Origin of the sequence: Mucilaginibacter sp. OAE612, from assembly GCF_041806395.1 — a bacterium.
GTDB lineage: Bacteria > Bacteroidota > Bacteroidia > Sphingobacteriales > Sphingobacteriaceae > Mucilaginibacter > Mucilaginibacter rubeus.
Genome location: NZ_JBGMUW010000001.1, coordinates 2,830,599 through 2,856,961 on the forward strand (window position 1 = coordinate 2,830,599; position 26,363 = coordinate 2,856,961).

The 26,363-nt window shown below is 42.9% G+C and carries 24 protein-coding genes; 10 read left to right on the forward strand and 14 right to left on the reverse strand.

Going from position 1 to position 26,363, the window contains the following annotated elements; all coding sequences use genetic code 11:
• Positions 1–11 precede the first annotated feature (11 nt).
• Entirely contained in the window at positions 12–2,513 is a 2,502-nt protein-coding gene (locus tag ABID99_RS11810) for a mechanosensitive ion channel family protein (protein ID WP_373613827.1), read from the reverse strand.
• Between the two features lie 78 nt (positions 2,514–2,591).
• Complete coding sequence (gene aroQ / locus ABID99_RS11815) at positions 2,592–3,011, reverse strand: type II 3-dehydroquinate dehydratase (protein ID WP_090525703.1); 420 nt, start codon at positions 3,009–3,011, stop codon at positions 2,592–2,594.
• Positions 3,012–3,051: 40 nt separating this feature from the next.
• Here aroQ and xerD point away from each other — a divergent pair, with 40 nt between their 5' ends.
• Positions 3,052–3,951 carry a site-specific tyrosine recombinase XerD gene (gene xerD / locus ABID99_RS11820; protein ID WP_176624721.1) on the forward strand — a complete coding sequence of 300 codons (900 nt, stop codon included), beginning with the start codon at positions 3,052–3,054 and terminating at the stop codon, positions 3,949–3,951.
• 9 nt (positions 3,952–3,960) lie between these two features.
• Here the strand turns inward: xerD and ABID99_RS11825 are convergent, their stop codons facing one another.
• The 5 genes from ABID99_RS11825 to ABID99_RS11845 form a co-directional block, all read right to left on the reverse strand.
• Entirely contained in the window at positions 3,961–4,383 is a 423-nt protein-coding gene (locus tag ABID99_RS11825; protein ID WP_090525696.1) for a thioesterase family protein, read from the reverse strand.
• A gap of 18 nt (positions 4,384–4,401) precedes the next feature.
• Complete coding sequence (locus tag ABID99_RS11830; RefSeq protein ID WP_373613828.1) at positions 4,402–5,418, reverse strand: serine hydrolase domain-containing protein; 1,017 nt, start codon at positions 5,416–5,418, stop codon at positions 4,402–4,404.
• A 313-nt stretch (positions 5,419–5,731) separates the two neighbouring features.
• Positions 5,732–6,508, reverse strand: a complete 777-nt coding sequence (locus ABID99_RS11835) for an HAD-IIA family hydrolase (protein ID WP_090525692.1) — start codon at positions 6,506–6,508, stop codon at positions 5,732–5,734.
• Between the two features lie 58 nt (positions 6,509–6,566).
• Positions 6,567–6,950 (reverse strand): SRPBCC domain-containing protein, encoded by a 384-nt coding sequence (locus ABID99_RS11840; RefSeq protein ID WP_090525689.1) that lies wholly within the window; start codon positions 6,948–6,950, stop codon positions 6,567–6,569.
• A gap of 23 nt (positions 6,951–6,973) precedes the next feature.
• Complete coding sequence (locus ABID99_RS11845; RefSeq protein WP_373613829.1) at positions 6,974–7,564, reverse strand: acetate uptake transporter; 591 nt, start codon at positions 7,562–7,564, stop codon at positions 6,974–6,976.
• Positions 7,565–7,743: 179 nt separating this feature from the next.
• Between ABID99_RS11845 and gpmA the strand changes: the two genes are divergently transcribed.
• The 4 genes from gpmA to ABID99_RS11865 all read left to right on the forward strand — a co-directional run bounded on the left by gpmA (position 7,744) and on the right by ABID99_RS11865 (position 11,564).
• On the forward strand, positions 7,744–8,433 hold the full coding sequence (gene gpmA, locus ABID99_RS11850) for a 2,3-diphosphoglycerate-dependent phosphoglycerate mutase (protein WP_373613830.1): 690 nt from the start codon (positions 7,744–7,746) through the stop codon (positions 8,431–8,433).
• An 89-nt stretch (positions 8,434–8,522) separates the two neighbouring features.
• Complete coding sequence (locus ABID99_RS11855) at positions 8,523–9,008, forward strand: hypothetical protein (RefSeq protein ID WP_373613831.1); 486 nt, start codon at positions 8,523–8,525, stop codon at positions 9,006–9,008.
• A 423-nt stretch (positions 9,009–9,431) separates the two neighbouring features.
• Positions 9,432–11,042, forward strand: coding sequence for a hypothetical protein (locus tag ABID99_RS11860; protein WP_218117147.1), 1,611 nt, complete (start codon positions 9,432–9,434; stop codon positions 11,040–11,042).
• 177 nt (positions 11,043–11,219) lie between these two features.
• Positions 11,220–11,564: a phosphoribosylpyrophosphate synthetase gene (locus ABID99_RS11865; protein ID WP_090525677.1), complete on the forward strand. Its 345-nt coding sequence runs from the start codon at positions 11,220–11,222 to the stop codon at positions 11,562–11,564.
• A gap of 138 nt (positions 11,565–11,702) precedes the next feature.
• Here the strand turns inward: ABID99_RS11865 and ABID99_RS11870 are convergent, their stop codons facing one another.
• Positions 11,703–12,266: a hypothetical protein gene (locus ABID99_RS11870; RefSeq protein ID WP_090525675.1), complete on the reverse strand. Its 564-nt coding sequence runs from the start codon at positions 12,264–12,266 to the stop codon at positions 11,703–11,705.
• A gap of 123 nt (positions 12,267–12,389) precedes the next feature.
• Between ABID99_RS11870 and ABID99_RS11875 the strand changes: the two genes are divergently transcribed.
• The 3 genes from ABID99_RS11875 (at position 12,390) to guaB (ending at position 16,766) form a co-directional block, all read left to right on the forward strand.
• Entirely contained in the window at positions 12,390–13,628 is a 1,239-nt protein-coding gene (locus tag ABID99_RS11875; RefSeq protein WP_176624715.1) for a pitrilysin family protein, read from the forward strand.
• A 107-nt stretch (positions 13,629–13,735) separates the two neighbouring features.
• Positions 13,736–15,013, forward strand: a complete 1,278-nt coding sequence (locus tag ABID99_RS11880; protein ID WP_373613832.1) for a M16 family metallopeptidase — start codon at positions 13,736–13,738, stop codon at positions 15,011–15,013.
• Positions 15,014–15,293: 280 nt separating this feature from the next.
• Positions 15,294–16,766: an IMP dehydrogenase gene (gene guaB / locus ABID99_RS11885; RefSeq protein ID WP_090525669.1), complete on the forward strand. Its 1,473-nt coding sequence runs from the start codon at positions 15,294–15,296 to the stop codon at positions 16,764–16,766.
• A 77-nt stretch (positions 16,767–16,843) separates the two neighbouring features.
• Here the strand turns inward: guaB and ABID99_RS11890 are convergent, their stop codons facing one another.
• Complete coding sequence (locus tag ABID99_RS11890) at positions 16,844–17,623, reverse strand: hypothetical protein (RefSeq protein WP_090525667.1); 780 nt, start codon at positions 17,621–17,623, stop codon at positions 16,844–16,846.
• 97 nt (positions 17,624–17,720) lie between these two features.
• Between ABID99_RS11890 and ABID99_RS11895 the strand changes: the two genes are divergently transcribed.
• Positions 17,721–18,305: a TIGR00730 family Rossman fold protein gene (locus ABID99_RS11895; protein ID WP_373613833.1), complete on the forward strand. Its 585-nt coding sequence runs from the start codon at positions 17,721–17,723 to the stop codon at positions 18,303–18,305.
• A 189-nt stretch (positions 18,306–18,494) separates the two neighbouring features.
• Complete coding sequence (locus ABID99_RS11900) at positions 18,495–20,123, forward strand: acyl-CoA carboxylase subunit beta (protein ID WP_373613834.1); 1,629 nt, start codon at positions 18,495–18,497, stop codon at positions 20,121–20,123.
• 121 nt (positions 20,124–20,244) lie between these two features.
• Here the strand turns inward: ABID99_RS11900 and ABID99_RS11905 are convergent, their stop codons facing one another.
• From ABID99_RS11905 to ABID99_RS11925, 5 genes are all read right to left on the reverse strand, one after another.
• Complete coding sequence (locus ABID99_RS11905) at positions 20,245–20,991, reverse strand: hypothetical protein (RefSeq protein WP_090525661.1); 747 nt, start codon at positions 20,989–20,991, stop codon at positions 20,245–20,247.
• Positions 20,992–21,008: 17 nt separating this feature from the next.
• Positions 21,009–23,312 carry a family 20 glycosylhydrolase gene (locus ABID99_RS11910; protein ID WP_373613835.1) on the reverse strand — a complete coding sequence of 768 codons (2,304 nt, stop codon included), beginning with the start codon at positions 23,310–23,312 and terminating at the stop codon, positions 21,009–21,011.
• Positions 23,313–23,596: 284 nt separating this feature from the next.
• The gene (gene trxB, locus ABID99_RS11915) at positions 23,597–24,553 is read right to left on the reverse strand and encodes a thioredoxin-disulfide reductase (protein WP_090526227.1); all 957 of its coding nucleotides are present in this window, start codon (positions 24,551–24,553) and stop codon (positions 23,597–23,599) included.
• 73 nt (positions 24,554–24,626) lie between these two features.
• Positions 24,627–25,802 carry a dipeptidase gene (locus tag ABID99_RS11920; RefSeq protein ID WP_090525657.1) on the reverse strand — a complete coding sequence of 392 codons (1,176 nt, stop codon included), beginning with the start codon at positions 25,800–25,802 and terminating at the stop codon, positions 24,627–24,629.
• Between the two features lie 61 nt (positions 25,803–25,863).
• On the reverse strand, positions 25,864–26,322 hold the full coding sequence (locus tag ABID99_RS11925) for a DUF3592 domain-containing protein (RefSeq protein WP_188831932.1): 459 nt from the start codon (positions 26,320–26,322) through the stop codon (positions 25,864–25,866).
• Between the last annotated feature and the right edge of the window lie 41 nt (positions 26,323–26,363).

The following is a 26,363-nucleotide window of genomic DNA, read 5'->3' on the forward strand; positions in this document are numbered from 1 at the left end:
GCATCTGTACCCTATTCCGGCTCAGTTTCGTCGCTTATGCCCCGCGCTTCTACTTTAATGGGAGGCAAGCCTTTTGGCCATATTACGCGTACGTCCTGCTGGCGGAACGGTATTTCGATACCTTCTCTGTTAAATGCATCGTAAATATCGGCTAATACGCGGCTCTTAAGTCCAAGCCAGGTATTGATATCGGCTGCCCAGAAAAACACCCTGAAATCAACCGAGCTTTCATTTAAATTATGCAGGAATACAGAAGGCGATGGCTGGTTCATGATATCATCATGGTTAGTTAATAAATTTAACAATATTGCCTTAACCTGCTCAATGTTTGATCCATATGCTACCCCAATAATCAGTTCAACCCGGCGATTGTTATTACTTAAGGTCCAGTTAATTACGTGGTGAGATATTAAGTCGCCGTTAGGGATAATTACCTCCGCGCCATCGGCGGTAGCAATTTTACTGGCACGGATGCCGATATCCATAATAGTACCCGAACGGCTGTCAACTTCAATAATATCACCAACCTGGATCGGTTTCTCGAAAGCCAGTATCAAACCCGATACGAGGTTGTTAACGATATTCTGTAAGCCAAAACCAATACCAATACCAAAGGCACTGATAATGATAGTAATCTTATCAATAGGCACTCCTGAAGCAGCTACGGCCAGGAAGAAGCCTAAAGCAATTACCCCGATACGGATAAGCAGGGTAGAGGTGCGGTTCTTTTTCTTGGCTACATCAATATCATTGGCATGCTTGGCTGCAATATCATAAAGATAGCTGATTATCTTTGACGCGATAGATGACAGCCAGATCACGGCCACAAATATGATCACGCTTTGAAACGTGAACTGGGTATTGGTACCCCCGATGCTGCGGTTTTTGGTCAGAAAATCGCCCAGGTAATCAAATACGGTATCTTCAACGTTCAGGTTTTGGGTAAGCATTACCAGCCATAGCAAGGTAGCCAATATGCTCAGCACACTCCTGAACTTATTTTGCATTAATTTATAATCGATAAAAGAAGTTAGGTTGTTGCTCTTTTTACCGGCTTCCAGTTGCAGGAACAAGGCTTCCATAATGATATGCACTATGTAATACATAGCAAGGGCAAGCCACAGGTTATAAACTACACTAACACCAATGATTTTAGCCAAACTCACCCTGCCGAAAACATTACATAAAAAAGATGCTCCCTGCAGAAATATGAAAACCTTCAATATAAAGCCGGTATAAGGCAGGTAATCAGCCCTGGCCTTGCGCACTTCTGATAAAAACCTGAAACTTATTACCGATGCAGCGAGGCCTGAAATTAATATAACTACCCTGTCGATATTGGTTACCTGGATATAAAGATTGCTCAGGCTGTAAATAATAGTGATGCCAAATAGCTGCAGCATATAACGGAACATAGTTGCAGGGCATGCCTTTTTTATGAGGTAAAGCAGGGCAATCATCAGCACCAATAAAAACATCTCCAATACAATTACCGGCGGGTGATCATAAACGTTTGGCAGCAACGTAAAAGTTAAAACAATTGAGGATACAAACGGATAATTTACAACGTAATTGGCCTGGCTAAACACACTTTCGGGCGTATCGTTATCACGTATGATCCTACGCCGACTGGCGCGAACCCAGGCGAAAAATACTAATAAAACCACCAAGCCCGAAAGATGGATCAGGATATCCCGACCTATAAAAAAGTTGAACAGCTTGGCGTTCATATCGGCCGTAGCTTTTGTTGCCGGGCCGAAATCGCTGCCTTCATCAGCGTTCATGTTCCATATGTTGCTATACTCCTGAGACATCGCCCTGATGCTGAAATCCCTGATCTTGGTATCAATCTGGTCTTTAAGGTCAAGTATCGAAATATAAACAGCCGAGGTGCGGTTTTGCAGCAGGCCTACTTTTACCATCACCTTTTTGTTAGTGGTGTCCAGGCGATGGTATTTACTGTCGATAGCTATTTTCTGGATGAGGTAAGTGGTAGCCAGCGAGCTATCGGCAGGCAGGATCTTTAAAACGCTGTCGCGCGATATAGCGTCCAGATCGTTTTGATTTTGAACAAGTTTACTGTTGATATCCGCAAGCTGCTCCTGCCAAAGGTCAAGCTGGTCATCACTGCGGGTAAGCACATCCCTGATGGTATACAGGTACCTTAACGTGCTTGATTTATCATTATCAATAAGCGATTTGATGAGCGTAATCCGCCTTTCAAATGATGGCAGCTTGGTGCTGATCTCTGCCGTATCTAACTTTTTTGACAGGTTGCTTTTGATCTGGTTAAAGGCAGATGTGTAATATTCAACCTTTTGCAGCAGGTTATTGACCGATGTATCCGAGCGTTTGAGCGCCCGCATCATCGAATCGCGCGAAAGGATAGAAGCCCGAAGCGAGTCTCTTACCGATCTTGGCTTTTTCTTTTTGGCTTGGGCAAATGCATCAACACTGAATAACAGCGTAATAAAAAGTAAACTTAGCGCGGCAACCCGGAATATTTTAAGCATCTGGAACAATAAGCTGAAAGCAATGTTTAAACGCTTTTACACCAAAAGCGTTTTATCAAAACGATAAATATTTTAATATTATTTGAGCGACAGGTTTTCAATGGCCAGGCGATAGCTATCCATCCCGAAACCCGCAATTACTCCACGGCAACTGGCCGCTATCATTGATTTATGCCTGAACTCCTCGCGCTTGTGTACGTTGGAGATATGCACTTCAATAACCGGCGTATTGATGGCTGCAATTGCATCGGCAATGGCAATAGAAGTATGGGTATACGCGCCGGCATTCATCACAATACCATCGTAACTAAACCCAATTTCATGCAGTTTATTTATAATTTCGCCCTCAATGTTGCTTTGATAATAATCAATGGTGATGTTTGCATAGCGTTGGCGCAAAGTTTCAAGGTAGGTTTCAAAACTGGCATCGCCATAAATTGATTTTTCGCGAACGCCTAACAGGTTCAAATTGGGGCCGTTTATAATTTGTATCTTCATTAGTTCAAACTTAGCTATAAATCATCAAAACTAAAATCAATTGGATTGGCGTTCGGCAATAAAAGGTTTCCAGGCATATTTAAAATTAGAAAAGTCGCTGTCCGACAACTCTATCGAAGCTTACAGCAGGGATATAGAAAAGCTATATCAATATTCAGATTTACAGTTAGTTAAGTTAAAACCGGAATTAATTACTTTAACTAATTTACGGGAGTTCATCAACTGGATAAATGAGCTGGGGATGATCCCGTCATCCCAGGCCAGGATCCTATCCGGGATCAAAGCGTTTTATAAATACCTGCTGATGGAAGATATTATTAAATCTGACCCGTCAGAACTGCTCGAATCGCCCAAGATCAGGCGTAAACTGCCGGATACATTGAGCTATGAAGAGATCAACAAAATTATAGCTGCCTTAGACCTTTCCAAACCCGAAGGCATGCGAAACAAAGCCATCCTGGAAACTCTATACGGTTCAGGCCTGCGTGTATCCGAGCTTACCGAACTGAAACTCTCCAACCTGTACCTTGATATTGAATTTATAAAGGTGACCGGTAAAGGCAATAAGGAACGATTGGTGCCGATAGGCAGCGAAGCTATAAAAGCGCTGAAGATCTGGATAGAAAATGTAAGGGTACATAACCCTATAAAAAGAGGTGAGGAGGATTATGTTTTCCTGAACAGGCGCGGCACAAGGTTAAGCCGGCAGATTATTTTTTTAACCATCAAAGGGTTGGCTGAAACCATCGGATTGAAGAAAAAGATAAGTCCGCATACCTTTCGGCATTCCTTTGCCACACACCTGGTTGAAGGGGGCGCCGATTTACGGGCAGTACAGGAGATGCTGGGACATGAAAGTATCACCACAACAGAGATCTATACCCATTTAGACAGGGAGTATTTAAAAAGCACCATCAGCCAATTCCATCCGCGGAGCTAAAACGGGCGATCAGATGAGGTACTGATCAATTACATCCTGAGGGATCTTTGCACCGCGTCCAGTAGCCATGTCAATCATCACATAATCAAACCAACCATCGCAGCAGATCTTTTTAGTGGCTTTATTGGTGATGGTAAACTTCACACGGCAGCCTTTGTCGTCAATACTTTCAATACCGGTTTTCACAATAAAGTAATCGCCCATGGTTAAAGCACGTTTATAATCCACATGGGCGGTACGTACTACCCACCCGAAGCCGCGTTCCATAAATTTTTCCATCGCCATTCCATAGCAACGCTCCATCTGGTCGTAACGCGCAGCCAGTACATAATCAAAATATTTGCTGTTATGTACGTGCTGAAACATGTCGATATCATCGGGGCGTACGCGAAACTCAGATTCAAAAGTGGAAAGTTGGAGTGGTGTATCCATGCAGCAAATATAGTAAACCTATTTAAGCGAAAGGAAAGCCTCCAGTTTCTCATTAAAAGTGTTCCCGTGATCGCAATTGGTAAAAAATACATAGCCGGACTGCCGGGCCTTATCCATCAGGAAGCCAGATTGAAAATTACCGTTATTGCCCGAATGCAGGTAAAACGTACCCACCGGGCTTTGTGCAATTGCTATGCCCAGCCCCCAGGTTGAATAACCTGCCTTGCGGAAATCTTCGGCAAGCGGAACAGTTAACTGCGGACGGAACATTTCCCGGATGCTGTTCTTGCTCAACCCTTTGTCTTTCATTAAGGCTATGATGAAAGTTGCATAGTCCAAAGCATTGGTATGCAGTGTTGCCGCCGGGTTAAAAGTATTTGAATCTATCTGCAAAGATGGTAACACCGGCCAATTTGACCCACCAACAGGATCTACATGCCCCTCCTGGTGACCTGAGACCTTGTGCTTCAGGATATAGGGATTAGCAGTGAACGAACTGTGGGCCATGTGCAGGGGAACGGTTACTTCTTGTTCAAATACCGGCTCAATATTTTGCAATGACCGGTTAAGCAGATGAGCGATCACTTTGCCCAGGTAAAGAAAACCCTCGCCCGAATAAAAAAATGAGGTGCCGGGTGTAAATTTCAAGTAAAGGTTCCCGGGTTTAACGTGCAGCGCGGAATCAGCGGGAAAGAAGCGCCAGTTTGGTAACCCGGATTGATGAGAAAGCACCATCCGGGCGGTGATTAGTTTGTATCTCTCATCATGTGCGATATCAGGATAGGGAAGATATTTATACAAAGGAGTATCCAGGCTTAATATTCCGCGATCTGCCATTTTTAAAACCCAATAAGTAAATATTGGTTTGGAAAGTGAGGCTGCTTCAAAAATCGACTGCTCGTCTACAGGCGCTTTTGTTTTAATATCTTTTATACCCAAAGCCCGGTGATAAACTATCTTACCTTTATTTATAAATGCGATAGATACCCCCGGGAGCTGCAACGAATCCATTTGTTTTTTCAAAAAAGCATCCATAGTAGTGTTACTGATAAGTTTCCCGGCTGGGCTTATGATCTGTGCTTGTAAGTTGCAGATGAGCCCGGACAAAACTAAACAGGTAAGTATAAGCAACCAGGTAGATTTATTGTGTATCTGAGAAGATCGCATGTTTTGCATAAAGTAAGTTTTTAAATGGGACGCGAACATTAAAGATTTCGTTACAGGTTATTTTACATTTTAAACGCCGCACCTCATTGCCGGATTTCTGCCTGTCTATTAAAACATCTAAAAACAAAAAGCGGACGATTTTGTGGATCGTCCGCTTTTCGATGAGGATATAGAATCTATTTTATGACCACCACTTAAGCGGAAAAACTATCTTATCAACCGAGCTCGCTACCATATCCGGTTTAAACGCGTAATGGCTCAACTGATCTTTACTGGAGATACCGGATAGCACCAGGATAGTTTTATATCCCATTTGTACACCGCCCTGGATATCAGTTTCCATCGTATCGCCAATTACAGTGGTTTCGGCAGTTTCAAGGCCCAGGAATTTCCTTGCCGAGCGCATCATTACCGGGCTTGGCTTGCCGGTTACAAAAGCCTTACGGCCGGTAGCTTCCTCTATCATGGCTGTTGTAGCTGCAATACCCAAATTGTTCCAGCCCGGTTTTTTAGGGGATGGGTCCCTGTTGGTGGTTATAAACTTGGCGCCCGCCAGGATCATGTCGACCGCACGCTGCACCATTTCCAATGTAAAGTTGCGGCCTTCGCCCAAGACAACAAACTCCGGGTCGGAATCAACAAGTGTGATGCCGTTTTCGTGCAAACTGCTCAATAGGCCACCTTCGCCAAGCACAAAAGCGGTACCGTTGGGGCTTTGATCGCCCAGGAATTTCCCGGTAGCCATGGCGCTTGTATAAATATGTTTTGTTTCTACAGTTATTCCCAATCTTTTAAGTTTCCGTACAACCTCCAGGCTGGTACGCTGGCTGTTGTTGGTCATAAAGGCAAATGGTATATCGTTATCAATAAGGTGTTTGATGAATTTATCAGCGCCCTGTATCAGTTCTTCGCCGCTGTAAATCACACCATCCATATCAATTAAAAGACCTTGTTTCATGCGTATAAATTATAAATGTTTTGTTTTATTAAAGAGGTGGTGTTGAATACCCGGTGTTTTAAGCTCCCTCAAAAAAATCGATCAGGCCGCCAAAGTAACTCTCGTTCCACCCGTCAACAATATCATTATAATCATCATCGGGAATGTTGGTGTGCCTTAACTCGGCCGAAGTGCCTTGCTTATCAGCATGTAATTTGATGGTAACGATAGAATTATCGCTTTGTCCTTCAAAATACCATTGCTGAACCACCTTTTTATTGGGTTCAAACTCGACGTTTTTACCTACTATACTGCCATCCCACATAGAAAATTCGGTACCGGGCTCTGTCGACATTTCTGCGACTTCACCAGTCCACAATTCAATGGTAACCGGGTTGGTGATGGCCATATAGATCTCTTCGGGAGTGGCCGGTATGCTGTAATATTTTTTATAATCTTTCACCCGCGCAATTTAGCTCAAATAATTTAAACCTTCACCGGGCCAATTGGCAAAACGGTTTTTCCGTAAATCTCATTCAAAACATTGGCAATGCCGGTGTAGATGGCCGATGCCCCGCAAATAATACCTTCGTAACCGGCCAGGTGTTTAATGCCTGCATTGCCGGTAGCATCGCCAGCCACTAACAGGAAAAATAATATAGTTAACGATGCAAAAACAAATTGCAGCGCACGGTTAAGCTTTAATGTTCCAAAAAACAACAACAGGGTAAACACACCCCAGACGCTTAGGTAAGCGATCATGGCTCCTTCGGATGGCGCAGCTCCCCAGCCCAATTTAGGCATTACCAATAGACCCACTAATGAAAGCCAGAAAAATCCGTAAGAGGTGAATGCGGTCAGCCCGAAGGTATTGTTCTTTTTAGCTTCGATAACACCGGCAATAACTTGCGCCAAACCGCCGTAAAATATGCCCATAGCTAATATCATGGTGTTCATTTCAAAAAAACCGGCATTGTGAATGTTTAATAAAACGGTGGTCATTCCGAAAGCGCAAAGGCCAAGCGGCGCCGGGTTGGCAATGCCGTCTTTCACTGGTACTGGTGTGGTAGGGATCATAATAGGTTTTAGTTTATTTGGTTTGTACCGCAAGCTAACTGAATTATAAATATTAAGCAAGTTTTTCACACCCTTAACCTACTTTTGCGTTAACCCCATTCAAACCCTGCCGGCAGGAGGGGCTTTAAACAACAACAATAAAAGTTTTCTCTTTAGGAGAGATTTAGAGAGGCCTACCTATGCAAAAATTAGTATTGATACGCCACGGCGAAAGTACCTGGAACCAGGAAAACAGATTTACAGGCTGGGAAGATGTAGACTTGTCAGAAAAAGGTTACGAACAGGCCCATCGCGCCGGAAAGATCCTTAATAAGAACGGCTACAATTTCGATATCGGCTTTACATCTTATTTAAAGAGATCCATTAAAACGCTCCACTATATTTTGGAAGAACTTGATCATTTATGGATCCCCGTCGAAAAATCATGGCGATTGAACGAGCGCTTTTATGGTGCCTTACAGGGGTTAAATAAAGATGAAACCGTAGCCCGATACGGCGAAGAACAGGTGTTAAAATGGCGGCGTGACCCTAATGAGCACCCGCCTGCTATAACCAAAGATGATGCGCGCTACCCGGGGCGTGATCTCAGGTACAAAGATCTGACTGAGCGTGAGCTCCCACTGACCGAAAACCTGAGCGAAACCATGGACAGGGTATTGCCTTTCTGGAACGAAAGAATTGTCAGGGCTTTGCGCCGCAATCAAAAGGTTATTGTAGCGGCACATGGTAACAGCCTGCGTTCGCTTATAAAATATATAGATAATTTAAATGATGAGGAAGTAACTGCGTTAGAAATCCCTACCGCCACCCCCTGGGTTTATGAACTTGATGGGGATTTAAACAGGATAAAGCATTATTATCTGGAATAATTTGCCCTCCGGATCTTCATTTCTCTTTTTTATGTAGCACAATTGTTTATCTTGTAAGCCATAAACCAATTAATCCCTAATTAAGACGAATGAAAAAATCCGACATCTATGAGGTCGCCATTAAAATACTGGGTATATACCTGCTGGTGGCCGATATCTCTAAACTTCCCGGCCTGATCACTTTTATCGGAAACCATGCAAGTTCCCCTGCCGAACAGCAGCCTGCCGATCAGGGAAACCTTTTGTTGGTAAATGGGTTAAACTTTATTTTCCTGATCATATTGGCGGTGCTGTTAATTGCCGGTACTAAAAGGATCACCCGCTGGATCACTAATGAAACTGATTACCAGGAAAACGCGAAACTTTTTGCCGAACGAAAAGTCATCTACGAAATATCCCTGGTAATAATAGGAGGGTTATTGTTAGTTGGCACTATCCCTGATTTTTTATATCACCTGTATACGCTTGCTAACGTTAATGAACAAAGCAGTGTAATATCGGCAGGGGCAAAAATATTTATCGGCATAATTACCGTGGCATTTGCCAAAAGGATAGGGGCTTATTTTGCCAAATAAATTTGAATGATTTTAATGTATTGAAAGAGCGGCCTTTTTGGACGCTTTTTTTGTTTGCGGCCGGCCATATGTTAGCCGTTGTCAAAACACTTTCAACCATGGGTTGTCCACTCCTGATGTGTATGACCAAAGGGTGTTCCACTAAAAAAACGCCGAAAATCTTAAATACCTGATTATTAACAATATAGCTATCTTTCACTTTTTGAACCACTTAAGTTGTTGATAACCAGTGGTAACATAAATGCGCAGTATTCCACAATGTTCCACTTCTGAAAATGGAACACTTTATATAAATGTAAAAAGTTTCAAGGTTTACTTAACAATAAGTTAATGAAATAGCAATAATTACGAATTAACCTTTGTGCAGCTTTACCGTATAATTTAACATTATTAACTTATACATTAAAACCTAAAAAAATCATTATGCTAAAACTTACTAATCTACGTATGTGGGTATTGGCCGCTGCCGCAACAGGCATGCTGGCAAGCTGTCAGAAAAATGGCCAGATGCCTGCATTGAAAGATGCTGATCAAACTGCAACCGGTGCAAAAACGATTAAAACCTTAGCTGTGTCCTTAACACAGGGTTTTGAAGTTGGCGCAACCAGTCCAAAAACTGCTTATGATGTATCACCAACCGGTTCATCAAGCGGCGACAATGTTACCCTATCCGGCAGTTCATGGAATATGTATGATGCCCTGATCGGTAATCTCGCAGCAGATCAAAAAGCAGGCTCATGGAGTGCCCGTGTACGCAATACCGGTAAAATTACCATGTTGTTTGATGTTACTACCGGCATAAGTACTGTTACTATTAAAAGTGCAACTTATAACGGCGATACTCCAAGCACATGGGGATTGTTTTATTCTGTTAACGGAGGTTCGTCCTGGACGCAATCCGGCTCAGCAATTACTACTACTGCAACCCTTACTACATCAACTTTTACTGTTACACAAACCGGTAATGTACGTTTAGAGATCCGTAAATTATCCGGCGGCACCAACCGTATCAATATTGATGATATCACCATTAATGATAACGGCGGCGGCGGTACAGGCGGGGGTACTGTACTTACAGGCAAAAAATTCCTGTTTGATGCAAGTCACCTGGAAAATGCAGGCAGCGCCGACTGGCAAATAGATGCCGACGGCACTGAGCAGGTTGCTATTTACACAGGCGGTACCACTACCGAAACCAAGGCACAACGCATTCCTACTCCGTCATACACAGGTATTACTTCATCTACTACCGAAACTTATTGGAAAGGCGCTCTTTCAGCATGGGCTGTAGAATTGGTAAAACGAGGCGAACTGGTTGAATCGTTACCTGTAGGCACTGCCATCACTTATGGCGGCGGTGGAGCCCAGGATTTGAGCAATTACGATGTATTTGTTGTTTGCGAACCTAACCGCTTATTTACTGCCGCCGAGAAAACTGCTTTGATGAACTTTGTAGCAAACGGTGGTGGTTTATTTATGATAGCTGATCATACGGCGGCAACAACTGCCGGTACCGATGCTAACGGCTACAATCCTTCAGACCGCGATGGTGATGGTTATGATTCGCCAAGGGTTTGGAATGACTTAATGACCAACAATGGCATCAATAACAACAACCCTTTCGGCTTTAGTGTAAATTATGTTGATATCAACGAAAGCCCGTCAACCAACGTTTATACCGGCTCCAATGCCGATGCGCAAAAAGTGCTGAATGGTGCGGCAGGTACTGCTTCAAAAATGGCTTTCTACGATGGTTCTACAGCAACCTTGTTCCCGGCCAACAACTCAACCGTACAGGGCTTATTCTGGCGTAACAGCGCTACCAATGGTGGCAATGCCAACGCTATGGCATTATTGGCAACCTATGGAAGCGGCCGTGTTGTTTGGATCGGCGACAGCTCGGACGCCGATGACGGCACAGGTGATACAGGCGATAACCTGTTTAATGGTTGGTCGGGTGATGCTCCGTCAGGATATACCTCGCATTCGTCATTTCATTTAAATGCTTCATTCTGGCTGGCCAAAGCCCAGTAAGCATAAAATAACCTTAGAACGGGAGAATTTTCATTTGTTAGTTTAAGTCCGGTTGCCCGTGGCAACCGGACTTTTTTATTACCCCGCTTCAAACAAGTTAGTTGCTTTTGCAGTTATATATTATACGAAGGTGATCAATGAACTCATCTTCTGTTTTACCTATACAAAAACTTCACCATGAAAAATTATGAAACCTTAGTGGATGCCACTAATGACCTCATGAAGAGGGGATATACAGCCAACCTTAGCCTTGATGGCGATACTATTGATGATAAAGAAAAAGATATCAGGATGACCGCCGATGACTTTGAGATCGATGAGTTTTACCGCTTTGAAGGTCCAAGTAATCCATCGGATATGTCGATAGTATACGCTGTATCATCATCAAAATATAACTTAAAAGGAGTGCTGGTAAATGCATATGGTACTTATGCCGATGATAGCTCATCCGCGTTAGCTGCCAAATTGCATCATGGGCAGGTAAGTCATAACCTGCACGGCGACGACAGGCCCACGGCGTAAGTAAGTCGAAAGTCTTAAGTCAAAAATCTTAAGTTAAAAGTCGGTGACAAATATTTCTGTAGGGACAGCGGGATATTTGTTGGCGGCTTTTGGCTTTTAATATAACAGCCAATTTTTAAACGTCTGCCCTTCGGGGGATTAGAGAGGCTTAGATCTCAATTCCTTCGTCATTTTTTTTCCTGCCGACTGGATAGCCGCCGTACCATTACGCGTTAAAAATTCAAGCTGGGCCGGTAGCTCATCGGCCACCCAGGGGTAACGGTGCCGCAAATTAAACAAAGCCCAACCAGCAAATACTTTCACCGCTATTTTAACTTTTGGATCTATCATCCAGTCAAAAAGCTGCTCAACCGCTGGTTCAAGATCGATGCTGTTCAGTTTTTGTTTTACCGGCGATTGTTCTTTTTCTTCGGTGGCGTGCATCAATATTTTAGCATAATGCCTTTGGCAGCCTGGATTGGTAACCTGTGGTAACCGTTCAATCAAATATTCAAGATTATTGGTAAAAACCTCAGGGTCTTTTAAAAACATGTTTTCCAGGAGCCACGCCGCACGGAACCCGAGGGGTTTATCAGCATGAAAGGTAATCTCTATCAGGTCGCGCAAATCAAACTGTTGTTCCGTCAAAATACGGCTTAATTCAAGCACTTTGAGTTTGCCTATGGTATTCGCTATTTTTTGGGTAAGTTCGTCGCGGGTCATTGGTAGCCTAAAAGTAAAAAAATACCGGGGCCTAACCTAAAACACTTGTTCATTTTTGGCATTCACTTTCAATGTCATCAAAAGTTATACATTTGCTATCCGTATTAAAAATTTAAGAGATACATGGTTAAATTCAACCGATTCACACTTGACAATGGCCTTCGGGTTATTGTGCATGAAGATAATACAACGCCAATGGCGGTGCTTAACATTTTATATGATGTTGGTGCACGCGATGAAGATCCTGAACAAACCGGCTTTGCCCATTTGTTTGAGCATCTCATGTTTGGCGGATCAGTCAATATCCCTGTTTATGACGAACCACTGCAAAGGGTAGGAGGTGAAAATAATGCCTTTACCAGCAACGATATCACCAACTATTATATCACTCTGCCATCGGCTAACCTGGAAACCGCATTTTGGTTGGAGAGTGACCGGATGCTGAGCCTTGCTTTTAGCGAAAAAAGCCTTGAGGTGCAGCGTAACGTAGTTATAGAGGAGTTTAAACAGCGGTACTTAAATCAGCCATACGGCGATGTTTGGTTAAAGCTTCGTCCGCTGGTTTACAAAAAACACCCTTATCGTTGGGCGACTATCGGCAAAACCATCAAACATATCGAGGATGCACAAATCGAAGACGTAAAAGCGTTCTTCAAAAAACATTATAACCCACAAAACGCCATTATGGTAGTAGGGGGTAACGTAACAACTGAACAGGTAAAAGAGCTCTCCGAAAAATGGTTTGCTCCGATCCCGGCCGGCGAAAGATATCACCGCAGCCTTCCCCAGGAACCTGAACAGCAGGAAGCCCGCCGCGAAACGGTTACCGCCAAAGTACCACTCAATGATGTGTATATCGCTTTTCAGATGGGGGCCCGCACAGATCAAGATTACTATGTGGTAGAGCTGCTTTCGGATATTCTTTCGCGCGGCAATTCATCACGGTTATATAAATCGCTGATTAAGGAAAAACAGATTTTTAGCGAGGTGCATGCCTATATTACCGGCAGTTTGGATAAAGGCATGTTTGTGTTAGAAGGCAAACCGCTCGATGGCATCAGCATTGAACAGGCAGAGACTGCATTATGGGAGGAACTGGAGAAAATAAAAACTGAGGAGATCCCGGCAGATGAACTTACTAAAGTTCAGAACAAAACCGAGTCAACCATGATATTTTCCGAAATGTCGCTATTGGATAAGGCCATGAACCTGGCCTCATTTGAATTGCTGGGTGATGCTGACCTGATCAACCATGAAACAGCAAAATATCTTGCTGTAAACGCTGCCCAGGTAAAAGCACAAGCCAATAAACTGTTCAGAAAAGATAATTCATCAACACTTATTTATTTGGCTGAGAAATAAAACCGTCTGAATCAGAATTTACAGAATTTAAGAATTAGCTGAATTTCAAATGGCATTCTGTGAATTGTAAAATTCTGTAAATTCTGATTCAGATAAACAATATACATATGATCAACAGAAAATTAGCCCCCGAATTCAGGGCTATCGATAATATTAATCTGATTAGGCCAGAGCACAAGAAACTAAGCAATGGCTGCAACATTTTTTGCTTTAACTCCGGCGACCAGGAGCTTGTGCGCATTGAGTGGGTCTTCGGTAACCTAAGCTTTGATCCGGCGAAACCATTGCTTAACATGGCTGTAAACTCCATGCTTACTGATGGCACTACAACTTTAACTGCTGCACAGATTGCCGACAAAATTGACTTTTACGGCGCCTTTTTACAGGTTGACTATGGATATGAAAACTCGCAGGTAACACTGTATAGCTTAAATAAACACCTGCACCATACTTTACCGGTTATTGCCGATATCCTGAATAATTCCATTTTTCCGGAGAAGGAACTGGAAACCTTTAAGCGCAACCAACAACAAAAATTGCAGGTTAGTCTGCAAAAAAATGATGTGGTGGCCCGCAGAGCATTTAACAGGGCTGTTTATGGAACTACCATTTTTGGATATGCTGCTGAGATGACCGACTATCAAACCCTGCAGCATGATGATATGCTGGCACATTACAAAAAAATGTACCAGCCTTCCAATTGCACTATCGTTATAGCGGGTAAGATTGAGCCTGAAATGCTGACATTGCTTACCGATACGTTTGATAAAGACTGGGAAAACAGCCCAACCCCGGCGGTTACAATTCAGCCCGATATTAAGGCCGCCGCCGACCTGTTTTATTTTACAGAGAAACCGGAAGCTTTGCAATCGGCTATCCGGATAGGTACACCTATCATCAACCGTTCGCATGAAGACTTCCAGGCGTTACAGGTTTTAAATACAGTATTCGGTGGTTATTTTGGATCGCGGTTAATGGCTAATATCCGCGAGGATAAAGGGTATACCTATGGTATAGGATCGGGGCTGGCGTCATTTAAGCAGGGCGGATCATTTTTTATAGCGACAGAGGTTGGTGCAGATGTTTGTAAGTCGGCGGTTGCCGAGATTGAAAAAGAAATGAACCTGTTGAAAACCGAACTGGTACCGGAAGAGGAACTTTCCCTGGTGCGCAATTACATGTTAGGCTCATTATTAGGAAGTTTGGAGAATGTATTTTCGCATGCTGATAAGTTCAAAACCATCTATTTTGCAGGTTTGGATTACGATTATTATGACAGGTATACGGTGACCGTAAAAAACATAACTTCAGATAAGCTGATCCAACTGGCTAATACTTATTTCAACTTCGATCAGTTTTATAAAGTGATTGTAGGGAAATATTAATTTTTGACTTCGGAATTGGGATGTTCGATTTCGGATTACTTTGATTTCGGAAATTCGCTTTTTGATTTGTCTAACGGCGAATCAGAAAGCGAAACTCCCAAATTCTTGAATGGATTTGAGCAGTAAAAATAAAATAAATCCGAAATCGAACATTCGAAATCCCAAATCCCGAATTATCATCTTAAGGCAATTTTAAATAAATAGAAAAGCGAAATTCCAAAATCCGAAATATTTTATTACCTTTGCCCGGCAAATAATAACTCCAAAATAATTATTTGCTATGCAGTTAGACCCATCAAAATTTGTTGCCGAAGGATTAACTTACGACGACGTTTTACTACTCCCGGCTTATTCAGAAGTGTTACCGCGCGAAGTGAATACCGGCACTTACTTAACTAAAAGCATCCGGTTAAACATTCCTATCATTTCGGCAGCCATGGATACCGTTACTGAGGCTGATCTGGCTATTGCCATTGCACAGGCAGGCGGTATAGGCATGTTACATAAAAACATGACCATACAGGCACAGGCCGACGAGGTGCGCAAGGTTAAACGCTCAGAAAGCGGTATGATCCAGGATCCGGTAACTTTACTGGAAGACGCCTTGCTTGCAGACGCTTTCCAGATCATGAGGGAATTTAGCATTGGCGGTATCCCGGTTATTGATGCCGATCATAATCTGAAAGGCATTATCACCAATCGTGATCTTCGCTTCCAAAAAGACATGAGCGTTCCCGTGAGCGAAGTAATGACCAAAACAAACCTGATCACTGCACCTGAAGGAACTACTTTAGTTGACGCTGCCAACATATTGCAAAGTAATAAGATTGAGAAACTACCGGTTGTGAATAAAGATGGGAAACTGGTAGGCCTCATCACTTATAAAGATATTCAGAAAGTTAAAAACTTCCCTAACGCTTGTAAAGACGAATACGGTCGTTTACGTGTTGGTGCAGCCGTTGGTGTGGCGGCCGATAACATTGACCGGGTAACCGCCCTGGTTAATGCCGGTGTCGACGTAATTACGGTTGATACAGCTCATGGCCATTCAAAAGGAGTTATTGATATGGTTAAGGCAGTTAAAAAACTCTATCCTAACCTGCAGGTAATTGCCGGCAACATCGCAACAGGCGATGCTGCTATCGCACTTGCTGATGCCGGTGCTGATGCGGTTAAAGTAGGTATTGGCCCGGGCTCGATTTGTACAACCCGTATCATTGCTGGTGTGGGTGTACCACAGTTATACGCGGTATATGAGTGCGCCAAGGCACTTGAAGGTCGTGGCGTTCCGGTAATTGCCGATGGCGGTATTAAACAAACCGGAGATATCGTTAAAGCTATTGCCGCCGGTGCAAGCTCAATCATGGCAGGTTCATTATTTGCCGGTGTTGAAGAGTCGCCCGGCGAAACTATTATATATGAAGGCCGTAAATTTAAATCATACCGTGGTATGGGTTCGGTTGAGGCGATGGCCAAAGGCTCAAAAGACCGCTATTTTCAGGATGAAACCGATGTGGTGACAAAACTGGTACCGGAAGGAATTGTTGGTCGCGTGCCGTTTAAAGGCAGCATGGCCGAAGTGATTTTCCAGTACATCGGTGGTTTACGTGCCGGCATGCACTATTGCGGTGCTGCCAATATCGAAGACCTCCAACGTGCCAAATTTGTGAGGATCACCGCTGCTGGTATGCGCGAAAGTCATCCGCATGATATTACTATCACTAAAGAAGCCCCTAACTATACAAGCAGGTAATTCTTAATATAAACTGCATAAAATAAGGCGGCTGAAAGATCCTCTATCTTTCAGCCGCTTTTGTTTTTGATAATAACCTATTGGCCGGTCACTGATGATGATTTTGAAATTAAACCGTTCGCGGTGATGATCTTTAACGCCTGTTCGTAATTGAATCCCACTTTAACAAGTGCATCAAAATAATCTTTATTTAATTTAGCTATTTCGGCTATTTTGCCGGGCTGCTTAAAGTAAGCGAGTTGAGCATCAAGCACTGATTTTGCCATCGATGCGTACATCGGTCCCATAGAATTCATCGCGTTTTGCATGTCATTAGAGGGGCTTCCATTAAATAGTCCTGTTGAGGCTGTATCCGTGGCTACAGGTGGTGGCGGAAGCAATACAACATCGGTTACCTTGACATGCTTGGTTGCGGCAGCTTGCTCAGTTAAACTAACATTATAAAAATTAAAATAGTTAATTCCCGACCTGCTTAACCCGGCATGCTCTATGATGTCAATGGATTTTGCAGCAGAAGGTATTTTTTTAAAATATACCTTAAACTCAAGCTTATCACCAGCCTTTTTTAATACATTTTTATTGGGTACCATGGCTATGTTTTCCGACTTAACATACTCATAATGTGCGTTGCTTAAATCAGTTTGAATAAAGATCTCTTTATTGAGCTGTAGCCACGCATTATCCTGATAAGCATAGTTTTCAAAGGTCACAATAGTATACTGACTATTGGTTTCTATTTTTTTGATGATTGTTGATTGATCGTCTTTTTGCTCAACATTAGGAGTTGTGATGTTTTGTGCGAATGCCTGCACTGCAACAATAAAAAACGTGATAATGGTTAAGATAGGTTTTTTCATGTGATAATTTTTCTAAATATATAAATATTGGATTACATACAATCAACAGGTAACAAAACCTTAATAGGCCATTGAACAAATTTTGTTATCATTGAGCATGAAATCTATCTGTGTGTTCTGCGGTGCCAATTTCAATGGCGATCCTGCATTAAAACAAGCCATCGAACTATTGGCAGAGGTTATGGTAAGCCGTAACATTACACTTGTGTTTGGCGGCGGTAAAGTTGGCGTTATGGGTTTGATGGCCGATGCTGTGTTAAGCAGTGGAGGTAAAGTTATCGGTATAATCCCGCAGTTTTTGATGGATAAAGAAGTAGGACATACAGGTTTAACCGAGTTGCACATTGTAGAAAATATGCATCAGCGTAAACAAATGATGAACGATCTTAGTGAAGGCATCATTACGCTTCCGGGCGGATGGGGCACTCTTGAGGAGTTTTTTGAGGTGCTAACCTGGCTGCAGTTGGGTTTGCATAACCATCCTATCGGCTTGCTCAACGTCAACGGCTTTTACGATCTGTTACTTAAACAAATGGATGTAATGGTTGAACAACGTTTTCTGAAGCCAACCAATCGCGAACTGATTCTTACCTCAGGCGATCCGATAGAACTGGTAAGCCTCATGGATAATTTCAACGCCAAGCCAGATGATGTATGGTTTAAGGATAGAAACCTTACGTAAGTCTTAAGTCTGGAGTTCTGAGTCAAAGTCTTGATGTGTAGAAAGATTTAGTTGGCTAATTAAACGACCTGGTGCGAACTTTTTACGGCAAACTGGTAACAGGTTGCACCTCTTTGAAACAAAACCGTTTGCAATTTCCTTTTTTAGATAGGAAATTTTCTAAATTACCTGTCCTATCTAAAACCAATTATGAATATCGAATTCAATAAAAATGAAGATATTAATAAGCAGCTTGTTTATGACCTAAACACCCGGCTTAACAAAGTACATCAGGGCGGTGGTGAAAAAGCCGCAGCCAAACAAAAAGAAAAAGGAAAAATGCTGGCCCGCGAGCGGGTGGCTTACCTCATTGATAAAGATAAACCATGGCTGGAGATCGGCGCTTTTGTGGCCGACGGCATGTATACTGAACATGGCGGCTGCCCATCCGGAGGAGTTATCTGCGGTATCGGGTATATATCCGGTAGGCAATGTGTTGTTGTGGCTAATGACGCCACGGTAAAAGCAGGGGCCTGGTTTCCGATAACAGCTAAGAAGAATCTCCGTGCCCAGGAAATAGCCATCGAAAACAAGTTACCTATCATTTACCTCGTCGATTCGGCAGGAGTTTATCTACCTTTGCAGGACGAGATCTTTCCGGATAAAGAACACTTTGGCCGCATTTTTCGCAATAATGCTATCATGAGCAGTATGGGAATTATCCAGATCGCCGCCATTATGGGTTCATGCGTGGCAGGAGGTGCATATCTGCCTATCATGAGCGATGAAGCGATGATAGTAGAAGGCACAGGCTCTGTTTTCCTGGCGGGATCATATCTCGTAAAATCGGCCATTGGCGAGGATGTAGATAACGAAACCCTCGGTGGTGCCACTACTCATTGCGAAATTTCAGGCGTTACCGATTATAAACAGCCTAATGATCAAGCCGCTCTTGATTCCATCCGCAATATCATGAGTATGACGGGCGATTATACCAAAGCCGGTTTCAACAGGATCCAGCCCTCAGCTCCAAAACTCAGTGAAAAAGAAATTTATGGAATACTGCCCGATAACCGGGAAAAAGCCTATGATATGAAGGAGATCATACTCCGTTTGTTGGATAACTCAGAATTTGAACCCTATAAAGATGGCTACGGACAATCTATCATTTGCGGCTTAGGCCGCATTGACGGATGGGCTGTAGGGATTGTAGCTAATCAGCGCAAGGTGATCAAGTCAAAAAAAGGAGAGATGCAGTTTGGCGGAGTGATCTATTCCGATTCGGCAGATAAGGCTACCCGTTTTATCATGAACTGCAATCAAAAAAAGATCCCATTGGTGTTTTTACAGGATGTTACCGGTTTTATGGTGGGTAGCCGCTCGGAGCAGGGAGGCATCATTAAAGACGGCGCCAAAATGGTGAATGCAGTAGCAAATTCAGTAGTGCCAAAGTTTACCATTGTTATTGGCAATAGTTACGGGGCGGGCAATTACGCCATGTGTGGCAAAGCGTACGATCCACGATTGATCTATGCCTGGCCGTCGGCCAAAATTGCGGTGATGGGCGGCGGACAAGCAGCGAAAACGCTGTTACAAATTCAGGAAGCAAGCCTCAAAGCGAAAGGCGAAGAGATTGACGCAGCAAAAGAAGCCGAGTTATTGAAACAAATAACAGATAAATATAACTCTCAAACAACTCCATATTATGCCGCTGCCCGGCTTTGGGTTGATGGGATCATCGACCCGCTTGAAACCCGTAAAGTAATTTCAATGGGTATCGACGCGGCTAACCACGCACCGATAGAAAAGGCTTTTAATGTAGGGGTTATGCAGACGTGATCTTAGTGATTAGAGGTTGGAGATTAGTGATTAATAAAAAGCGCCATGATGAACTGCTCATCACGGCGCTTTTAATATTTTGATTTGTTTCGCCTTGCGCTCGTTTGTAACGCAAACTAAACTACCCTCTACGCTTTTTATGCTTTTTCTTAGATGGTTTTGACGAGGATGACGATGAATTTTGTTTATCTGATGATTTTTTCTCATCAGTTTTAGCAGGCTGATTGTCCGGTTGCTTTACATCTGTCGAATCTTTGCTCAACTGCTTAACGGTAAATTCATTACCCCGTAAACCATACTCCAATTGGCGTTTTGCTCCTGATGGTTTGGCATCTTTGCCGGTTCCGTTAAATATCGGGAACTCCCGCATCAGCTTACCTTCCTTAATATAGAAATTATCATTACCACGGTAACCTTTGCGCTGCGAGCTGGTCAGCTTCGGAAAATCCAGCTTATTGGCCTTACTATTATTGTCGTTAAACTCAAAGGCGTAAATTGACGTGTAATTGGTTGTATCCTTTGATTTCGCCTGGATCAGGATCTCCGGATTGCCATCCACATCCATATCCGAATTGTAAACATCAATAATTGCGCCATCCAAATCGCCGGTTGTTGTAGTGTATTTTATGGCCGACGAATCTGAATGCAATATCATGAACGAACCAGCTTCTTCGGCACCGCGCCCCCAGCTCAAAATATCATAGCTTTGGCCCGGAGACACCTCTATCAGTTTGTGATACCTGAAAGGTGCCATCAGTTCCGGCTTTTTAGGTGCCGTAGGAGCGGCAGGCTTTTTTGTTTCCTGCCCACCGCATCCAGCCATTAATGCACTTATTGCAAGTGCAAAAAGGTAAAACCTGTTAGTCATATTTCTTAGGGTTCAACTTAGTTGTATAATGTATCTGGTGTTAGCTCGGCTTTTGCTTTACCAGGTGCGGTAATAAACACTTTTAACGATACCGGGCCAATCCCCTGATCAAAATATTTTACCGTTACCTTATGGTAGCCTTTTAATAACGGCGCAGCTCCCATTTGTTCATTTATGGTATGCTTTCCGTCGTTATCAACTACCGGTTGGTCATCGATTAATAAAACCGAACCACCTGCGGATGACGTTGCAAAGCCATAAACGCCATCTGTTTCAATATTAATAAATCCTGTATAAATCACACCATATTTACCTTTATTTTTTCGCAGATCGGCCGTATTAAAGGTTTTGGTTACACCGCTGTCGGCAGGCATAACGCCAAGTTGGTTTGTACTGCTGTAAAGACCAGGAAAAACCTGATACTTTAGTCCTGATGCTGTACCTGTATAAGTAACGGCTGCCATTGGCGCTTTATTGTAAACCAATGTACGGGTAACATTGCTCCGTTTGCCCGAAGGAGTGATAACGATAGTCTGTAGTTCGCGGTATTGATCAACAGGTATCTCCAAATTCAACGGAATAGTATAAATCAAATCTGTTTCGCGCGGGGTATAACCGTCAATAGTATAATGAACTTTTGCACCTTCAACAGATGGTTTTAATACGGCATTTAACTTACTGCCTATCATCACTGTATCTTTTGCACCTATAGCTGTTGGCACGTGGTAATCAAAACCGTTTTTATCCAGCCAGGCCAAATGAGCAGGTAAACGTGTATCAGCAAAATCAACATAATTTTTATTAGCCAATGGCGACCAGGCTATTTCCGACAGGGCAAGCAGTCTCGGCAATAGCATAAACTCTACCTTGGCATCGGTTGCTACATATTCTGTCCACAAATTGGCTTGTACACCTTTAATGTATTTCTGCTCATCTGGTGTTAACACAGCAGGGGTAGGGTTGTAGCTGTAAATTTTTGATAATGGTTCGTTACCGCCAATGCTCAAAGGTTCCTGGCTTGGTTTTCCCTGGCCATGATCAATATATAAACCGTTGCTTCCCGGTGTCATGATCACATCATGTTTTTGTTGAGCTGCTGCAATTCCACCTTCTTCGCCGCGCCAGCTCATAACTGTAGCGTTAGGGGCAAGGCCACCTTCTAAAATCTCATCCCAGCCAATGATACTGCGACCTTTTGAGTTTAAAAACTTTTCAATGCGTTGTATAAAATAACTTTGCAGTGCGTGCTCATCTTTCAGCTTTAATTTTTTTATTAATTGCTGGCAAAATGGCGAACTTTTCCAGGCATCTTTCGGAGCTTCGTCACCGCCAATGTGAATGTATTTGCTCGGGAAAAGCGCCATCACTTCTGTTAAAACATCCTGCAAAAAAGCAAAGGTTTTTTCATTAGGGCAATAAATATCATTAAATACGCCCCAGGTTTCGGCAGGCTGATACGTTTTTGACGGGTCACAACTTAACTCGGGATAAGCAGCAAGCGCAGCTTTAGAGTGTCCCGGCATTTCAATTTCAGGTACTATGGTAACAAACCTGTCTGAGGCATACTTTACTACCTGGCGGATTTGATCTTGTGTATAAAAGCCGCCGTACGGTGTCCCATCAAATTGTTGTGGCGTACGGTCGTGATAACCACCTATAAGCGTTTGTGCACGCATACTGCTTATTTGGGTAAGCTTAGGGTATTTCTTTATTTCAATGCGCCAGCCCTGATCTTCGGTAAGGTGCCAGTGAAAAGTATTCAGTTTATAAGCAGCCAACAGGTCGATATATTTCTTAACCATCTCAACCCCAAAAAAATGACGACCAACATCAAGCATTGCGCCACGATATCCAAAACGCGGGTAATCTTCAATTTGCACGGCAGGCAGCTTTATGGTAGCGGAATGTTCGGTAGGCATCAGTTGAAGTAATGTTTGCACACCGTAAAATAATCCAGCCCCTTTGCCAGCAACAGTAATTTGTTGTGGCGTAATGGTTAAGCGATAACCTTCGGCAGGTAAACCTTCGGTACCGGCTGCAGTAAGAGTTATAACGTTGTTGCTTCTGCTGCCTTTTAAAGCAACCGGTTTGTTATAAGCCTGATTGTTGGCAAGGTATTCTTTAAAAAATATCACCACTTTATTTGATGGTGTATCTGCCTGAACGGTAGTTTCCTGGCTCAAAACAAATTGACCGGAAGCTTTTTTCAAGGAAACAGGAGCGGGGATAATACCCAGGTTTGGATCCGTGTCCTGTGCGTTTACAGTGGAGGTGTACGCTGCAAGCACGGCAAGCAGTACTAAAGAAGCCTTTTTATACATAATTTATCTAACAGGTTAGTGTGAGCCCGTAAGATAAAACTTTTTTAAAAAATTTAAAAAGTTTTAATGTGTAAAAATGTTAGTTCAATAGTAGAGATGATTACATACTTCGCCTCTCTTTGCCCGCCCACAATCCCAATACTCGCTGTGAACTTTCCATTGCAATCTAACACGGTTGCTATTTAATGATGAGTACTTTGAAAATAAAAAAGCGACAGGCAAAACCTATCGCTTTTTTGAGGCTAAGACACTAATCTCTAACCTCCAATCTCTAATCACTTTAATTAAGCCGTCACCACATGCTCTTTGGCAGCCAGATAACGCTCAGCGTCGATAGCGGCCATACAGCCGGTGCCGGCTGCTGTTACAGCCTGGCGGTAAATGTGATCCTGGGCGTCGCCGGCGCAAAATACACCTTCAACGTTGGTCTCAGTTGAACCGGGACGGGTGATGATATAACCGGTTTCGTCCATATGTAACCAGCCTTTAAAAATATCGGTATTAGGGTGGTGACCAATTGCTACAAAGAATCCTGTAACATCAAGATCGGTTTCGGCGTTTGTTTGGTTGTTAATTACTTTAACACCAGTAACGCTTTGACCATCGCCTAAAATTTCTTTGGTTTCGGTATTATATAATATTTCAATGTTTGGAGTGTTCAGCACGCGGTGAACCATCGCTTTTGAAGCGCGGAACTCGTCCCTGCGAACGATCATATATACCTTGCGGGCAAGTTTAGCTAAATAAGTAGCTTCTTCGGCAGCGGTGTCACCGGCACCAACAATAGCCACATCCTGGCCTTTAAAAAAGAAACCATCGCATACTGCACATGCAGAAACACCAAAGCCGCTATATTTTTGTTCAGACTCTAAACCAAGCCATTTGGCCGAAGCTCCGGTTGAAATAATCACGGTATCAGCTGTGATGGTTTTCACATCATCAACTACAACTTTATGTGGCAGGCTTGAAAAATCTACAGAACTAACATATCCGAAACGGATTTCGGTACCCAGGCGCTCAGCCTGTTTGCGAAAATCTTCCATCAGTTCAGGACCCATAATGCCCTGCGGATAGCCCGGGAAGTTTTCAACTTCGGTAGTTTGTGTAAGCTGGCCGCCTGCCAGTAAACCAGTATACATAACTGGCTTAAGATCAGCGCGGGAAGCATATATAGCTGCAGTATAACCTGCAGGACCTGAGCCTATGATCAGGCATTTTACGTGTTCAGTTTCTTGAGACATTTTATTATAAATGAGTTGCGAATTTACGATTTTAAGCGCATAAGGCAAAGCGCATATCGTCAACAAAGTGACATCATTTGCCTGTATTTGCGGCAAGCACCCGCATTACATTTCCACCTAATATTTTATCAATATCTTTTTGGCTGTAGCCTAATTTCAATAGTTCTCCGGTTATTTTTGGATAATCAGCAACGCTATCCAAACCAAGAGGGTATGATTCGGCACCATCAAAATCCGACCCGATACCCACATAATCAACACCTATCAGTTTCACAATATAATCGATATGCTTGATCAGCAGCTCAAGCGGTGGTCTGAGCTTGTCTGATTCCGATTTATACAAGGCGTTTATCCTGATATTGGCCAGATCGACGTCATGATAAACTTTGGTCAATGAATCGAGCTCTGTTTTATGCAGCGCCAAAAACTTAAGCACTTTGGGTGTATAGGTACTATCTACAAAGCCACTATAAAAATTAATGCATACCACACCGCCGTTTTTTGCCAGCGCCTTTAGTTGGTCATCCTTTAAGTTGCGGCGAAATGGATCGATACTATAAGCACAGCTATGTGAAGCGATAACAGGCTTTGTGGTAGTTGCCAGTACATCATAAAAAGTGCGTTCACCTACGTGCGATACGTCAACCATAACACCAAGCTCGTTCAGGTGTTTAACAATCTGCTTACCATAATCGGTGAGCCCTAAATGTTTCAAACTATCTTTTTTAGTAACCTCGTCACGTGCTGAAGTTGCCCATGAAGTACTGTTATTCCAGGTGAGGGTGAGGTAACGCATCCCACGTTTAGCAAGGCTGTCGATGTAATCCATCCTGTCTTCGATCATATGCCCGCCTTCAACACCAATCAACGCCGCCAGCTTTTTGTCGGCCACAGCTTTTTTAAGTTCTTTGGTGTTGCGCACTAAAGCTATTTTATCAGGATTACGCTTGATGAGCGCGTACAAAGAATCAATTTCCCGGTTAGCAAAGGCAAAACCGGATCCTTTACCATAACTCTCACCGCACCAGATAGAAAAGATTTGTGCATCAAGCCCGCCTTCTTTCGCACGAACCAAATCGAAGTTACCTTCGCTTTGATGTTTGCTTAAATCAACTTTGGTTATCAGCTCATTTGAAATAACATCATTGTGGGCATCAATTAGAACTGCCTTTTGATGAATTTGCTGTACGTTTTGGGCAGATAGTTTTAGCGTGAGTGATAAAAGAAATAATAATAACGATCTTTTCATAATTGGAAGATAAGGAAATTGACCGCTGATTCACATGTTTTTTCGATTTTACCGATTTTGGCTATCCAGCTTTCACTATGAAAATAATAATTGATGCAGCTAATAACGTTAATCCAAGTAAAATGAAGCTAATGGGGACGCTTTTTGAAGAACTGTCATTTAATGTAAATAGCGAATTATCAGCAGGATCATATACCACATTTACCGAATCACCCTCTTTATATGAGTATCTGCTGATACCAATGTTGTGTTTTTTTGTTATCAATTCGTTTTGTAATGTCCGATATCTAATTACCGGGTAGTTTAATACCATCGAATCTTTATTGCTCCTTTCATGTTCAATACTTATAACCGTACCCTCAACTTGTATACCTCTTTTCATGAGTTTTTTGTGGCTATCATATAGTATAGCCCCAAACAGGCTAAATATGGCTCCGGTACCCCCCAGTGTCAAAGCAGTTATTGTAGGATTATTGCTTGATATTAAATGGCTGCTATATAGTAATGTATCAATGATCATGGTTCAGGTTTATATAATCATGCGAAGAGACTAATAGCTCT